We start from the raw sequence: 16,720 nt of genomic DNA on the forward strand, positions 1-16,720 counted from the left end.
GAGCGATGCGACGTATGTCATAGTTTCGCCGCCTCCCTCACGTCGTCCCCGTCGACGATGGCCGCGGCCTCGATCACGTCGACCAGCTGACCTGCCCATTCACGGACTGCGACCGCGTCGACGCGGTCGGCACGGAACCCGAGAGTTGCAAAAACAGGCCCTTCGCCCACCGGCTCGTAAAAACTCAACGTCACATCCGCATCGGGTACTCCCACCGGAATCGGTACGAGAGAACCGAAGTCGCCGAGCCCGTCCAAATCCGCCTGTTGGTGATGGATCACCATCACCTGAGGTCTCATGGACGCCGGATTACCCAGAGCCTGCTCGACATACACATATGAGACGTCCTGATTGCTCAGCGCTTCCAGATTCCCCTCCCTCACCCGAGCCAGCAATTCTGCGAACGTCGGACTACCGGACGTATCCGTGCGCAGGAGAACAACATTGAAGAAGGATCCGATCATCGGTTCGAGACGGGGATCCGACCTGCCCGCAACCAACGAACCGATCGGAAAATCGGTACCGGCCCCAGCATTCGTGAGAACGGCGGCCAGCGCGGCTTGCAGGACCATGAACATGCTCGTGCCGGTGCGCGCGGCCAGTGCGTCGATCCTGGCGTGCAGATCCGCGTCGATGTCGACAGAGACCACGTCGCCCCGAGGTTCCGAGTCATCTTCCGGCAACGGAAGATTCACACTGGTCGGTATTCCGTCGAGCGCATCCTGCCAGTACGCAAGTTGCTTCGACGCACGGCTGCCCACGTCCAGGGGGTCTCCCAAGAGCTCGTCCGACCACACTGTGTAGTCGGCGTACGTCAACGCAAGCTCGTCCCAGACCGGTTGATCTCCCTGCGACCTGGCTGCATAAGCAGAGACCAGATCTCCCAACAGCGGCACTACGGACCACTCGTCGACGGCGATGTAGTGCATGACGAGAAGCAGTGTCCGAGAACCGTCTTCACCGAGCACGAGGTGCACTCGCAACGGCGGTTGCTCACGCAGATCCATCGGAAGTTGAGCCAGCTCGAACACCGCTCGGCCCAGGTCGCCGGCACCGACATCGACGACATCGACAGTCGGCCGAACCGATTCCCTCGCCACGACGATGCCGTCGACCTCGACGAATGTGGTCCGCAGAGGTTCGTGCCGCGACGTCACATCGTCCAATGCGTGCCCGAGAATCTCCGGATCGATCTTCGATTTCAGGGTCAGTGCCAGAGCATGGCTCGCTTGCGGATGTGCGCCGGCAGAACGGAACAACTCCCACTGACGACGTTGCGGCGCAGACAGACCCATGGTCTCCGGACGCCTCACCGCCGGTGCCAGGACCGGGCGTCCACCTTCCGAACGCGCAACAACTGCCGCCAACTCAGCCACGCTCGGTGCGTCGAACACGTCTCGAATACTGATGTCCACACCGAATGCTTCACGAATGCGACCGACCAGTTTCATCGACGCCATCGAGTGCCCACCGAGTTCGAAGAAACTGTCGTGGACTCCGACGCTCGGGAGTTGCAGTATGTCCGCGAAGGCAGCCGCAACGGTGGACTCCACGACAGTGCGAGGAGCAACATCACCTGCCAGCTCCGACCAGTCCGGAGCGGGCAACGCCTTGCGGTCGAGCTTTCCGTTGGGTGTCAACGGCAGCGGGCCGTCGAGGGCGACGACCATCGTCGGAACCATGTAGTCGGGCAACGACACTGCAGCGAGATTGCGCACTGCCGTCGTGTGCACCACCACGCCGGGCTCGGGTGACACATAACCGACCAGACGCGTGATTTCACCCTGCCGATCCGCGACGACCGTCGCCTGCTTCACCGTCGGATGGGCACTGAGGGCTCCGATGATTTCGCCCAATTCGATTCGGAAACCACGGATCTTGACCTGATCGTCCACACGGCCGAGGAAGTCGATGTTCCCGTCAGCCCGCCACCGCGCTCGGTCACCGGTGCGATACATGCGATCGCCTGCGGTGAAGGGATCAGCAGTGAATCTCTGGGCCGTCAGATCGAATCGGCCCAGATAGCCTCTCGCCAGGCCGCGGCCCGCGATGTACAGCTCGCCGGATACTCCCGGCGGAACCGGACGCAGTTGATCGTCGAGCACGTACGCCTGTTCGTTGGGGTCGGGGATTCCGATGGGCACGGCGCCGTTCCAACCTGGCTCCGCCTGCCACAGTGTGTTGTTCACCGTGGCTTCGGTGAGTCCGTACGCGGCAAGCAAATTCAGCCGCTCTGCCCATCGCCCGATCAGCTCCGGCGGCACCGTCTCGGTTCCGACCAACACGGTGCAGCCTTGCGGAACTTCACATCCTGCCGGCAGGGCTGCCAGCAACGAGGGCGGGATGATCGCGTGGGTGACACGATTGTTCGTCATGAAATCGGTCAGCGCCGGGCCGGCAACCCGGGCGCTCTGCGGCACGATCACCAGGGTGCTGCTCGTGCCCAGAGCCATCGCCAGTTCGAATACCGCGACGTCGAAGCCGACCGAAGCGAACTGCATCACCACCGAACCCGGTACCAGTCGCATCCGAACCTCGGCTGTGGCAACAAGACTCGGAATACCATCGTGGGACAGCACGGCTCCCTTCGGCTTGCCGGTCGAACCCGAGGTGTAGATGACGTAAGCAGCGTGGTTGACGCCAACTGGTGGCCGGGGAGTTTCCACGATCGCTGCCTCGTCCAGTTCTGCGCGGATCAGCGGATCGTCCAGGAGGATTCGCTCGACGCCGACCACATCCTCGATTCGAGAACTCTCCTCGGAGGTGGACAGCAGTACCGAGGCGCGAGAATCGGTGAGCATGTACGTGATGCGCTCGCTCGGGTGACTCAAATCCAGGGGTAGATACGCTGCCCCCAGCTTGAGCACGGCGAGGACCGACGCGACCATCTCCACCGAGCGCGGGACGGCAAGTCCCACCACGTCTTCGACCGAGACCCCGCGCCGATACAGCACACCGGCTATCCGATCACACTGCTCGGAGAGTTCGCGGTACGTGGCCTGCCCCGCTTCGTCGCGCACCGCAATCGCCTCGGGCGTAGCAGCGACTCCACGCGCGAAAGCGTCGTAGAACGTCTCTTCCGGCACGTCGACGGCGGTGTCGTTGAACGCGGTGACAACCTGTTCGAGTTCGCCTGGCAAGAAGATGTCGATGTCACCGATCTCGATGTCGGCCGATTCCACGACTGCAGAGATCACCGATTCCAATCGGTTCGAAATTCGCTGTGCGGTTTCGCGATCGAAGAGGTCACTGCCGTATTCGAGCCGGACGTCGATGCAGCCTTCGTCGCCCAGGTACTCGGTGAAGTTGAACACCAGATCGAACTTGGCCGTGTATTCCTCGAGTTCGAACGGATCCCCGCCCGTCGCCTCGCGGCTGTGATAGCCGACCATGACCTGGAACAGCGGGTTGCGTGCCAGGGTGCGCGACGGATTGAGGCGTTCCACCACAGTTTCGAACGGAACGTCGGCGTTGGCGAAGGCCTCGAGATCTCCCGCCCGAACGCGATCCACCAACTCCCGGAACGTCGGGTTACCCGACGTATCCGTGCGCAGCACAATGGTATTGACGAAGAAGCCGACCAAGTCGTCGAGCCCCTGTTCACTACGTCCGGCTACCGGAGCGCCGAGGGGAAGGTCCTCACCCGCTCCGAGCGCAGTCAGCAACGCCGCCGACGCCGCGTGCAGGACCATGAACATCGAACTCTGGCTCTCGCGCGCCAGATTCCGCAATGCCGCAGTTGTCTCCACGCCCAACCGTGTCACCACTGCCCCACCGGAGAAACTCGGTCTGGCTGGTCGACTCCGATCGGCGGGAAGCAACAGTTCTTCGGGGGCTCCGTCCAAACTCTTCGCCCAGAAGTCCAACTGCGTGCTCAGGACGCTCGACGGATCGTCGGCGCTGCCGAGTAATTCCCTTTGCCACAGGGTGTAATCCGCGTACTGCACCGGAAGCGGTTCGAAAGCTGGCTCCTCGCCCTGAATCCGAGAGGAGTAGGCAGACATCAGATCCCGAAGGAACGGTCGATCGGACCATTCGTCCGTTGTGATGTGATGCAGAACGATCACGACGACTACTGCATCGTCCACCCGGATCAGACGTGCACGAATCGGAATCTCGTTCGCAAGGTCGAACGGACGGCCCACCGCCGCTGTAACCTCACCGGCGACGCCGGCTTCTCCTGAATGAACTGTCTCGACCGGAACCGTCGCCGATTCGAGAATTATCTGTTCCGGCGTTCCGTCGACCAACCGGAACACCGTACGCAAGGATTCGTGTCGTTCGACCACATCGTCCAGCGCCGCGGCGAAGACGTCCGCGTCCAGTGCACCGTCCAAGCGGAGCACGATCGGGAAGTTGTAGGCCGCGGAGTTCTCCTCCATCTGTCCGATCAGCCACAATCGCTGTTGAGCGGCAGAAAGGGGGAGGTGGTCCGGTCGCGGCTTCGCGACCAGCACCGGTCGCGTCGATCCCTGCTCGGCCGCAATACGTTCCGCGAGTTCCGCGACCGTCGGTGCTTCGAAGAGATCACGCATGGTCAGAGCGTTGGGAATGGCGATCCGAGTTCGGCTGATCAGTTTGGTGGCCAGAAGCGAGTGACCACCGAGGTCGAAGAAGTTGTCGTCGACACCGATGCCGTCGACGTCCAGCACGTCGGAGAAGAGTTCGCAGAGGACCTCTTCCGTACGGTTTCTGGGCGCGATCGCTACCCCACTGCGCTCCCCCAGCACCGAATCGGCCGTGGGCAGCGCCTTGACGTCGAGCTTTCCGTTGACGGTCATCGGCAATGTCTCCACCTCGACGACCACGGCCGGAACCATGTAGTCGGGCAGGAGAACGCGCGCCCGCGCGCGGTAGTCGTGCGCGACGCCGAGGCGCACCGGTGTCACGTAGCCGACGAGTCTCTTGACTCCACCCGCCCCGACGTCGACCACCACCGCTGCTTGCCGCACGTGTTCGTCGGATTCGAGAACGGAGACGATTTCGCTCGGCTCGATCCGGTGACCTCTGATCTTCACCTGATCGTCGGTGCGGCCGAGGAAGTCAAGGTTGCCGCCACCGCGTCGCCGCACCAAGTCACCGGTGCGGTACATACGTTCTCCGGTCCCAGCCGGATCGGCGACGAAGCGCTCGGACGTGAGCGCGAAGCGTCCGAGGTAGCCGCGAGCCAAACCAGCTCCGGCAATGTACAGTTCGCCGGCAACTCCGTCGGGGACCGGTCGCAGCCAGCTGTCGAGAATGTGCGCCGTGGTGTTCCAGATCGGCTTACCGACGGTCGGGGTGTCACTGTCGGCAGTTCCGCCACCGAGGGTGTTGATCGTGTATTCCGTCGGACCGTAGAGGTTGTAGCCCACGGTTCCCTCGGTGTCGCGCAGCCGGTTCCACACCGAATCCGGAACGGCTTCACCACCGAGCAGGACCAGTGGCGGGCGGTGGTGCCCCACACCGTCGTCGAGAAGTCCGCTGTCGATCAGGTGCGTCGCGTAGGTCGGTGTCACGTTGACGACGTCGATGTCCTGTGCGTCGCAGTATGCGACGAGCGCCTCGGCATCACGACGCAGATCCTCGTCGCAGATGTGCACCTCGTGGCCTTCCACGAGCCACAGAAGTTCCTCCCACGACATGTCGAAGGCGAAGGACACGGTGTGCGCGATCCGCAGGCGCCGCCCCGCCGCGGCGATGACCGGTTCGAAGATCGCCTCGCGGTGGTTGAACTGCATGTTCGTCAAGCCGCGGTATCCGGTGACCACGCCCTTGGGCTTGCCGGTCGAGCCGGAGGTGTAGATGACGTACGCGGGGTGGTCGAGTCGATGCGGTGCCCCCGGGGCGAATGCTCCGAGTTCCGACGCGGAGAGCGCCCGTGCCGAGATCGTCAGTCTCCTTGCCGCAGTGTCCGGCTCGTCGATCACGATAGTGCGGACGTCCGCGCCGTCGAACTTCGGTGAGGCGGCAACGGTGGTCAGCAACACGACGGGCCGCGCGTCGTCGATCATCACGGCCAACCGTTCGGCTGGATGGTCGAGTTCGAGTGGTAGGTAGGCCGCGCCGGTACGCAATACGGCGAAGAGCGCGACAACCATGTCCACCGATCGTGGTAGACCAAGGGCCACAATTCTTTCCGGACCGGCCCCGTAGTTGATCAGCAACCGCGCCATCCGGTTGATCTCGCCGTCGAGATCGGCATAGGTCATCCGACGCTTCCCGAACACGAGTGCCGTGTCGTTCGGTTGCACCGACGCCACCTCTTCGAACAAGTCGGCAATGGTGCGCTCCGGCAACTCTCGGATCTGCGTCTGCTGCGCCACTACAGGCACCGGAGTCGCAACAACCGAACCTGTCATGTCCTGCGACCAACTCTGCAGCAGGTCGACGAAGTGACCGATCAGGTCCTCGGCTCGACGCGCGGTCACCAGATGCGGATGGAACTCGAACTTGACGTTGACGGTGGTACCCGGTGTGACCACGACGGTCAGCGGATAGTGCGTGTGGTCGATACTGTCGCTGCCGCTCACGTCGTGAGCGGCATTGAGTGCGTCGACTTGTTTCTCGTCCACGAAGTTCTGCAGGACTATCAGCACGTCGAACAGTTGACGATGTTCGGACAGACGTTGAATCGAGGCCAAGCCGAGGTAGTCGAACGGCATCAGCGATAGACGATCCGCCTGCGTGCGGCGAAGAAGTTCGTCGACGCTCTCGTTCGGATCCAGTTGCAGCCGAACGGGAACGGTGTTGAGGAACATTCCCACCACGGTGTCGATTCCCGGCACCTCGGGAGGCCTTCCGGCAACGGTGGAGCCGAAGACGACATCCTGTCGACCGGTGGCCGACGCCAGCACCAGGGCCAGCGCTGCGTTCAGTACCGTGTTGAACGTGACGCCGGACGCGGCGGCACGCTCACGCAGGGCGCGCGAAAGCGATTCCGGCAGAACCACATCTCGGCGATCCGGAAGCTGACGTTCGGCGTCCGGCGCCGGCACGGCGACAAGCGTCGGCTCCTCGAGGCCTGCCAGCGCTCCGCGCCACGCCTCGTCGGCGGCAACACCGTCGCGATCGGCCAACCAGGCGAGGTACGTCTCGAACGACCCCTCGGGTTCACCGAAGGCGCTGTCGTCGCCACCGGTATCGTAGAGCGCCAGAAGCTGGCTGACGACAAGGCCGTTGGACCAGCCGTCCCACAGCAGGAACTGCCGGTTGATCACCAGACGATCGTGCCCGCCGGGCAGATGCAGCACGTTCATACGCCACAGCGGCGGTGCTGTCAGATCGAATGTAGTAACTCTGTCCTGGGCAGCGATCCCCTCGGCGCGCTCACGAGCCGCCGAGTCGTCGAGTTCACGGAGATCATGGACGGCAACGGGAACGTCGAGTCCCGCGCTGAAGAACTGCACGGGCTCGTTCAGTCCTTCGCTCACGAACCCCGCTCGCAAGGTGGGATTTCGTCGTTGAAGTGTCCGGGCAGCCTCAGCCAGCCTGTCCACGTCGAGCGTGTGCCCGAAGTCCATCGAGAACTGTGCCGTGTAGATGTCCCCGCCAGTGCTTGCACTGCTGTCCGAGTATCCGGCCTGGAAGTACAGGCCTTCCTGCAACGGTGACAGCGGCAGGATACGGCTCACACCTGCCGGGCTCGCATCGGCTATCGCGTCGATCTCGGCCTGACTCAGGTCGAGCAAGGTCACATCGGACGGAGTCAGGAAGGGCGGACCGTCGTGACGTGCGGCCGCAGCCGCCAGATCGCCGAGTGCCGAAACCCAGCCCTCGGAGAGTGCCAGCGCGTCAGTATCGGACAAATCTTCACTTGCCCAGGCGAAGTCGGCGCGAAGCTCCGAATCGACACTCACGACATTGACGATCAGCCGGTACGGGCCTCCCATGTCCGCGTCGGGATCGGTGGACATAGCGTCGGATTCCGCCGCCAGAGACCATGCGGTCGATCCAGGAGCCGTCGCACGTCCGAGATAATTGAACAGCACCTGAGATTCGGAACACCCCGCCAATATCGTTGCCGTGCGGGCATTCACGTACCGCAGCATCCCGTATCCGATGCCGCCGTCCGGTGCACGTCGCAGGCTCTCCTTCACCTCACGCAAGGTATCCACCGGATCGGTTCCGCTGTGCAGTCGCATGGGCGCGATGGTGGTGAACCAGCCGACTGTTCGCGACAGATCGGTTCCCGGCGCCAACTCCTCCCGGCCGTGCCGTTCGAGATCGACCAGCAATTCGCGCTCACTGCGGCCGGTGGAGCGACGCCAGCGATCGACGGACATCGTCAGCGCTGCCAACAGAACATCCGTTCCCTCGGCACCCACCATTGCCGCAACCGATCCAAGTGCTGCCTCGGAGATTGCTCCGTCCACCGTGACCGTGCGCCTCGAGCCTCCGGATACGACGGCATCGCCCGCGGCATCGGGGATCAACTGTGCGCCCGGAGCGGTCACGGTCAGCCAGTGATCGAGTTCGGCGAATCGATGTGCACTGTATGCGTGTTCGGCCACCGTGCGGGAGAAGGTACGCAGCGAAGTTCCGACGGCATCCAGTGCGGCGGGCTCTCCGGCTTCGACTGCCACCCAGGCCATCGCGAGATCCTCGAGCAGAGTTCCCCAGGAAACCCCGTCCACGACCAGGTGGTGCGCGACTATTGCGAGTCGGCCCAGATTCTCCGCGCCACAATCGAACCAGACCACCGAGACCATCCGCCCTGCAGACGGATCCAATCGACTGGTCGCTGCTTCGGAGTGCTCCGCAATGAGCGTTCGCAAATCGCCGTCGTCCAGTCCTTGCGCGTCGACTCGGGCGACCACGTCCGCTGCCCGGACACTGCCGGGTTCCTCGACCCGCGCCGACCACATGCCGCGGTCATGTCGGATCAAGGTTTGGCGAAGCCCGTCGTGGTGATCGAGCACCGCCTGCAACGCACCGGTGATCGAACCGAGAGATGTTGCCGGAGAGTGGATCAGAACTGCCTGGTTGAAGCGATCGGTACCACCCGCCCATTCGGACAAGCGGTGAACCACCGGCAGCGGTACCAGCTCACCCACACCGATGTCGGCCGAGGCGGTGGCAATCGAGGTGGCGACATCACCCACCGTTGCGGCGATCGCGGCGGGAGTGCGCAATTCGAAGATCTGACGCGGGGTCAGCACTACCGAATCACGACGAGCCAGGTTGACCAGTCGGATCGCCAGGATACTGTCGCCGCCGAGAGTGAAGAAATCGTCGCGCACCCCGACACGGGGCAGTCCGAGAACCGTCGCGAAATGCCCGGCGAGAAGGTCTGCAACGCCCGAGGAAACTACTCCCGTCGAGTCGCCCACCTGTGCCGCGAAATCCGGTGCAGGTAGTGCTTTTCGGTCGAGCTTGCCGCTCGGGCTCAGCGGCAGTGACTCGAGTCGCACAAAGGCGCTGGGCACCATGAATTCCGGTAGCACCGACAGCAACTGAGCGCGAACCGCAGCATCATCAACATCGCCGACCAGATAGGCAACCACCTGTGCGCGGTTGCCAGGACCGTCTGTTCGGACGATCACGGCACTGGCCGTGACTCCGGGGCACAGCGCCAACTGTGCTTCGATTTCACCGAGCTCGATGCGGAATCCACGAACCTTCACCTGCTCGTCCACGCGGCCGAGGTACTCGAGGACGCCGTCGGCATTCCACCGCACGATGTCACCGGTCCGGTACATCCGCGAACCGCCGTCGCTGTACGGATTCGCCACAAATCTTTCGGAGGTGAGTCCCCCACGTCCGTGGTAACCACGCGCCAGTTGTGGTCCCGCCAAATACAGCTCACCGGTGGCACCGGCCGGGACGTTCTGCAGGTAGGGATCGAGAACGAACAGGCCGGTGTCGGCTGCGGGTACGCCGATCGGGACACTGACGGCGTCTGCCGGAGTTTCCTGCACCGACGGCTGCCAACTGACGTCGACGGCGGCCTCGGTGGGGCCGTAAAGGTTGTCCACCAGAACGTTCGGCAAGATCTCGGCGACCTTGCGTGCAACGTGAACGGGCAGAGCCTCACCGCTGCAGTTGACGATCTCGAGGGAAGAGCACAGTGCTGCTTTCGGCTCTGCAAGAAACACTTCGAGCATCGACGGAACAAAATGCACTCGGGTCACGGACTGTTCGACGATGACGTCGGCCAGATAGCCCGGGTCCTTGTGCCCGTCCGGCTCGGCCATCACCAGGGTTGCCCCCACCAGGAACGGCCAGAAGAATTCGGGAACGGAGACGTCGAAACTGGACGGGGTCTTCTGCAGCATCCGGTCGGAAACGTCCATCGGACGTATCTGCTGTGCCCAGAGCAATCGGTTGACCACACCCTCGTGGGTGACGACAACACCTTTGGGACGACCGGTCGAACCCGAGGTGTAGATCATGTACGCGGTATCCGCGGGTGATCCTGGGGCACTCAGCGGATCGGCTGGGAACTGCGCCGACTCCGATACGGTCACCCGCGGAACCGAACCCGAATCAAGTGAAGAGTCTTCCGACACCACGACGCACACCGGATCGGCGTCACCGAGCATGTACGTCAGCCGCTCCGCCGGGTAACCGGTGTCGAGGGGCACGTAGGCGCCCCCGGCCTTTCCGATGCCGAGTATCGCGACCATCAGTTCGATGGAGCGCGGCAGGGCAACGGCCACCAACGATTCGCGTCCGACGCCACGTTCGCGCAGCAAGTGCGCGAAACGATCAGCGCGAGAGTGAAGTTCGGCGTAGGTCAACGACTCTTCACGGAAGATCACTGCGGTGGCTTCGGGCGTACGCCCGGCTTGATCACGCAGCAGCTCGGTCAGCGTTGCGCGCGGCCGATCCAAGGCCGTGCCGACGCTGCCCGGCTGTGCGGGTGCCAGCGCGATCCGGCCGATGACCTGGTCGAGATCGCGAGAGAGCTCGGCGAGTACGACTGCGAGAGCTTCGGCCAGCGACGCAGCGGCATCGCCGTCCACCTGAGCGGCGTCGTACTTGAGCTCCAATGCCAACCGATCGCCGGGGACGACGATCAGCGTCAGCGGGTAGGCCGGCCGCTCGTCGAATCGAATTCCCGTCAGTCGCACCGAGTTCGTCGGATCGGCGATAGCGGTGTCACCGAGTGGATAGTTCTCGAACACGACCAGTGATTCGAAGTTCTGCTCCAGTCCGCCGGTCCGCCGCAGTTCGGGCAGCCCCAGGTACTGATGGTCGAGTAGTTCCGATTGTTCCCTCTGCCAACGAGAAAGTGCTTGCGAGGCTGTCTCTGCCGGATCGAAACGCAATCGCGCCGGCACAGTGTTGATGAACAGGCCCACCATGGTCTCGATGCCGGGCAGGTCTCCACCGCGTCCCGATACTGTTGATCCGAACAGCACGTCGGTTCGGCCGGCCATTCGGCCGAGCACCAGTCCCCAGGCGCCGTGCACGAGCGTGCTCAGTGTCAGTCCGTGTGAGCGTCCGTTGGTCACGAGTGCGCGCGTGTCTCGGTCGGTCAGTTCGACTCGGGTAGCGTGGATCCCGCTGCTGCCCGCACTCGGCGCGGGAAGTTCGACCGCGGGCCCGGGAGAGTTCAGAGCTTTCCGCCACACCGCCGCCGAAGCGTCGTGATCGTGACCGGCCAACCATTCGAGATAGCTACGGTACGGCGCCGGGTTCGGGAGCACGACGCCGGAATCGGCAACGCTGTACGACGCCATCAGCTCCCGCAGCATCACCGGGACCGACCATCCGTCTGCGACCGCGTGGTGAATCGACTGCAGCAGAAGGTACTTCTCCGAGGAGGCACGGACCAGCGTGTAAAGGACGAGCGGCGGATGCGCGAGGTCGAACCCGCGCGCGCGGTCGACTGAGAGCAGTTCGTCCACGTCGGCGCCGGCATCCGTGACTACTGTCATCTCCACGACGACGCTCGGGTGCACCACCTGCACGACTCGACCGTCACCCAGGACCGAGAATCCGGTGCGCAGCGCCTCGTGCCGATCCACGACGGACTGCAGCGCACGGCGCAGCGATGCGCTGTCCACGGCACCAGTCAGTTCCACAACCTGTTGCACGACATACTGATCCGATCCCGGATCGGCAAATGCCGAATGGAAGTAGATCCCTTCCTGCAACGGAGTGAGCGGGAGAATCTCGTCCGCCTTCGGCAACCCGTCCACGTCGGTCTGAGTGAGCGCCACCAGAGGGTAGTCGGAAGGTGTGGCTCCGCCGAAAGCAGCGAGCCCGGCCACGGCCTTGAGCGAGTCCAGCCACAGCCGCGCAAACCTGTCGATGTCGCTACGCAGGAAGATGTTCGACGCCCAGGTCAAGGTGGCTCGCAGTCGTGGACCACCCGCAGCGTCCTCGGCTACGACGTCGACCGACAGTGCGTGCCCCAACGGCATGGACGGATCGGCAGCACCGTCCACCGACACCGGGAACCAGTCCCCCTCTGCAACTGCAGTGCGCCCCAGATAGTTGAGCACCACCTCGGGTGCTGCGACGCTACGCAACTGACCCGAGCCGCCGAGGTATCGCAATGCTCCATATCCGAAGCCGGCGTTCGGGACGCGTCGAAGTTGCTCCTTGACGTTCTTGAGAACCCCCGCCAACTCGCCGCTCGCTTCGAGATCCGGAGCGGCTGCACTGATCTCGAGTGCCACCGGGAACACTGTGGTGAACCATCCGACAGTTCGTGTCAGGTCGACGTGCGCAGCGCCGTCGCCGCGAACGACGTCCTCGTCGCGTCCGTGACCTTCCAAGTCGATCGTCACCGATCCGGCACCGCTCCACTTGGTCAGCGCAACGGCCAGTGCGGTGACCAGCACTTCGCTCACGTCGGTCCCGAATGCCCTTGGAACACTGCCCAACAACCGATCGGCGAATTCCGGAGGCAGGGTGATCGATCGCGCCGCAGCGGTGCGCGCGAGGTCAATTGCCGGGTCGAGTGCCCGACGGCCGAGGGGTGACTGTGGTGCCGACGTGACCGAGTCCCAGAACTCGATTTCCGAGTCCAGTCGCCCGGCTCCGACCGCCTCCGAAACGAGTTCGGCATACCGTCTCACGGAGGTACCGACCGGAGCGAGTGAGAGTTCGTCGCCATTCATCGCTGCGATACCGGCGCGCGCGAGGTCTTCGAGGATGATGCGCCAGGAGACACCGTCGACCACCGCGTGGTGGATGGCAAGCAACAGTCGCCCAGGACCTGTCGCAGTAGTGAAAAGAACGGCACTGACCATCGTTCCGTCAACCGGATTCAGACGCCTGACGGCTCGCTCGGTCTCGGCGACTAACAGTGGCCCGCATTCTTCGAGCGGCACCGGTAGCGCCCGGGTCTCGAAGACCACAGCCGCTTCGTTGGTGGCCGGAACAAGCAGCGTTCCGTCGGAAGTCAACTTCGCACGAAGTGCATCGTGGCGTGCCACGAGGATGTCGAGCGCCGCCGCGACGTGCTCAGACGTCAACGCTGACGGAGTCTGAATCAGCGCTCGCTGATGGAAGGTTCGTACTGCGTCCGGTGTCCCGAGGACCCTGGCAGCGATGGGCGTCGTGGCTACGTGACCGATCGGTTCGTCCGCATGATCGACGATCTCAGCCGTTCGGCCGGATTGGGCACGCGCCATGGCCTCGGCGGTGCGCAGTTGGAACACCTCGCGTGGACTGATCGACAAACCGGCTGCACGAGCCGCGGTCACGAGCGAGATCGCGACGATGCTGTCCCCGCCCAGTGCAAAGAAATCGTCGGTCACGCCAACCGAATCGAGACCGACTGCCGACGCGATCAACGTGCAGAACTGTTGTTCGACTTCGTTTCTCGCAGCGACATGCGCGCTCAGTTCGGCTAGATCGGGCTCGGGAAGCGCTCGACGGTCGAGTTTGCCGTTGGCCGTGAGCGGAAACTCGTCGAGGACGGTGACGGTGGTCGGGATCATGTAGTCGGGCAGCTTGCTCGCCGCCCACTCGCGAATGTCCCGCGAGTCGATCGCGCGGTCAGTCCCCGACGCTGCGCTCACGTAAGCGGCGAGATACTTTGCCCCTGTGGGCGCTTGACGCACCAGAACTGCCACATGCCGCACTCCAGGGTGCGAGATCACCGCGGCTTCGACATCTTCGAGTTCGAGGCGCATGCCACGAATCTTCACCTGATTGTCCGTGCGTCCGAGGAAGTCGAGGGTGCCGTCCGGGGCCCATCGGGCCAAGTCACCGGTGCGGTACATCCGGGATCCGGCCAGATCACCCGTGACAAAGGGATCCGCGACAAAGCGAGATGCGGTCAGCGCCGACGCGCCGACGTATCCGCGTCCCAGCAGGAAGCCCGCGGCGTAGAGTTCGCCGCCGGTGCCGACCGGAACCGGCTGCAGGTCGCCGTCCAACACGTACAGGCGAGTGTTGGGGTTCGGCCGACCGATGGAGGTCGCGATTCGTTCCGCGTCCTCTCGATAGATCACATGGGAGACACCGATGGTCGCTTCCGCCGGCCCGTAGCCGTGATACAGCGTCGTGGACAGTTGGGCACGGAACCGGTCGAAGAGTTCAGGCGTGAGAACCTCACCGCCGCACCACACGTGCTTCAACGAATCGAGCTGATCGGTCTCGTTCGCCAGGTCCAGCAGTATGTCGAGCATGGACGAAACCAGGTAGACGAAGGTGACCGATTCTTCGGCGATCAGGTCGAGCAGGTATTGCGGATCGCGTTCCCCCTCGGGCCTCGCGATCACCAGTCGACCGCCGGACACGAGCGGGAGCAGGATCTCGTTGATCGAGATGTCGAACGAGAGTGGGGCTTTGAACAGCGAGGCATCGCTCGATCCGAACCCGAGAACCCGCTCCCGCTGCCACAGCAACCGTGCGCAGATCGCCTCGTGGCGGATCATGGCGCCCTTCGGACGTCCGGTCGAACCGGACGTGAAGATGACGTACGCCAATTGGGCACCGTGAATACGAACGTCGGGCGTCATGACCTCGGACAGGACCGACGGCCCGTCCTCGTATGCCCACGCGATCAGATCGACCGGAACGGAGTCGTCTACACCGTCCGAGGTGAGCACCAGTGTGACGCCCGCGTCGACGAGTACCGATTCGCGGCGTTCCGCAGGCCATGACGGATCCAGCGGAACGAAGGCACCACCGGCACACATGACGGCCAACAACCCCACCACCATCTCGGCGGATCTCGGAAGCCCGATCGCCACAACGGTTTCGGTCGCAACACCGCGAGAGATCAAGTGCGCGGCGAGCTGTGATACCCGACTTTCGAGTTCGCCGTAGGTCAGCCGGACGTCCCCGTCGACCACGGCGACAGCGCCCCGATCGGCAGAGAAGCTGCTGCGCAACAAATCCGGCACCGTCGTGACGGGCTGCGGCTCTGCGGTGTCGTTCCACCCGTGGAGCACGAGTTCTCGTTCCGCCGACGCCATGGGGTCGAGTGCCGAGATCGGAAGCTGCGGCTCGGCTACGAATCGATCGAGGAACTGTTCGATTCTCGCGGTGTGATCGGCCAACTCCCTGTCGAATCCGGCCGGGGCGCGGACGTCGATCTCGATCGGCTCCCCGTCCTGACCGCCGCGCACACTCAGATCCAGGTCACTGACTCGACCGGTTACCGAATTACGCACGCGCACCGGGCATCCGCCGAAGGTAAGTGTGTGTTCGAACATCATCGAGTTGATGCCGGGACCGAAGACCTGACGGTCGGGATCGATCGCCCGAATGTCGCGAGCGAGATCCTCTCCCCGGTAGCGCCCGTGCTTGAGTAACGAGATCAGGGCGGTGTCGAGTCGAGTTGCCAACTGGCCGATGGTTTCCGAGCGTTCTACTCGAATACTCAGCGGAAGAATCGTCGACGCCATCGAGGGAATGCGACGCATGTTGCGCCCCACCCGAGCCGCCATCGGTACCGAGACGACAACGTCGTGCTGTCCGGTGGTTCGTGCGATGTACGCGATCAGCGCGGCCATGGGCAGGCGAGTTCGCCGAATCCCGGCGTCGGCCGCATAGCGATAGAGCTGTGCCGCACGATCGGCATCGAGCGTGAGCACTGCCGAGATCGGGGGCAGCGAATCATCGACCTGCCCATGCAGAATCCGCGTCGCTTCCGGTCCTGATTCGACTCGCTGCACCCAGTACTGACGGTCGAGCTCGAACCGCGGAGAGTTCCGGTAGTCCTGATCGGCTGCAACCACTGCATCGAGTGACCATCGCGGTGCGTCAGTCCCCAGATTCGGATTGTCGTATCTTTCTGCGACGTCGGCGACGATGAGCGAGATGCCGTAGCCGTCGACCACACTGTGGTGATAGCGCTGATACCAGATGACTCGGTCGTCGGCCGTCAGCAGAAGTGTCTGACGGAAGAGCAGATCGTCCGCACCGAAGACCCGGGCCATGTCGGTGTCCATCCACGACTGCGCTGCCGAATCGGGATTCGCCTCGGCCCGAAGGTCGAGAATTTCCACGTCCCAGCGTGCATCCGGAATCGGCACCTGGATCAGCTGGTTGTCGGCATCGACCTCGAAGTTCACGAACAGTGCTTCGACGCGTCCGACGGCGGCCCTGATCGCCGCTGCGGCGCGCTCGACGTCGATGGTGCCGTCGACCTCGACGACAAGTCCGATGTTGTACACCGGGCTACTCGGATCGACGTTCTGAGCAACCCACACCTCACGCTGAGCGACCGTCGCCGGGAGCGCTGCGTCCAGATGGCCACCGCCCGATACAGCCGGGTGAGCTACCTGAGAGTGGTCAGACATCGAGAATCCGATCATCGTCGTTCATG

General features: G+C 63.6%; 1 protein-coding gene. It reads right to left on the reverse strand.

Features of this window, described 5'->3' with window-relative positions; all coding sequences use genetic code 11:
• Nucleotides 1-17: 17 nt before the first annotated feature.
• A complete protein-coding gene (locus I7X09_RS22235) occupies nucleotides 18-16,709 on the reverse strand; it encodes a non-ribosomal peptide synthetase (RefSeq protein ID WP_200313719.1) in 16,692 nt (5,563 codons plus the stop codon).
• Nucleotides 16,710-16,720: the final 11 nt, after the last annotated feature.

Source organism: Rhodococcus sp. P-2 (assembly GCF_016598535.1).
GTDB classification, from domain to species: domain Bacteria; phylum Actinomycetota; class Actinomycetes; order Mycobacteriales; family Mycobacteriaceae; genus Rhodococcus_F; species Rhodococcus_F baikonurensis.